Genomic DNA, 243 nt, shown 5'->3' on the forward strand with positions numbered 1-243 from the left:
GTCGACGCGCACGGCGCGCTGATCCGCGCGCAGGCCGCTTCGTTGGAGGCCGAGCACCAGTCCATCGTTCGCGATGTGCTGGCCGCCGGCGACTTTTGGGGCGGCGCCGGTTCGGTGGCTTGCCAGGAGTTCATTACCCAGTTGGGCCGGAACTTCCAGGTGATCTACGAGCAGGCCAACCAGCACGGGCAGAAGGTGCAGACCGCGGGCAACAACATGGCCAGCACCGACAGCGCCGTCGGG

At 67.9% G+C, this 243-nt stretch carries 1 protein-coding gene; it reads left to right on the forward strand.

Annotation, left to right across the window (positions count from 1 at the left end):
* Positions 1-243: WXG100 family type VII secretion target (locus FQ389_RS17605; RefSeq protein ID WP_144209936.1), on the forward strand; the 243-nt coding region annotated here is incomplete at both ends.

This window comes from Mycobacterium tilburgii, from assembly GCF_902168065.1.
GTDB lineage: Bacteria > Actinomycetota > Actinomycetes > Mycobacteriales > Mycobacteriaceae > Mycobacterium > Mycobacterium tilburgii.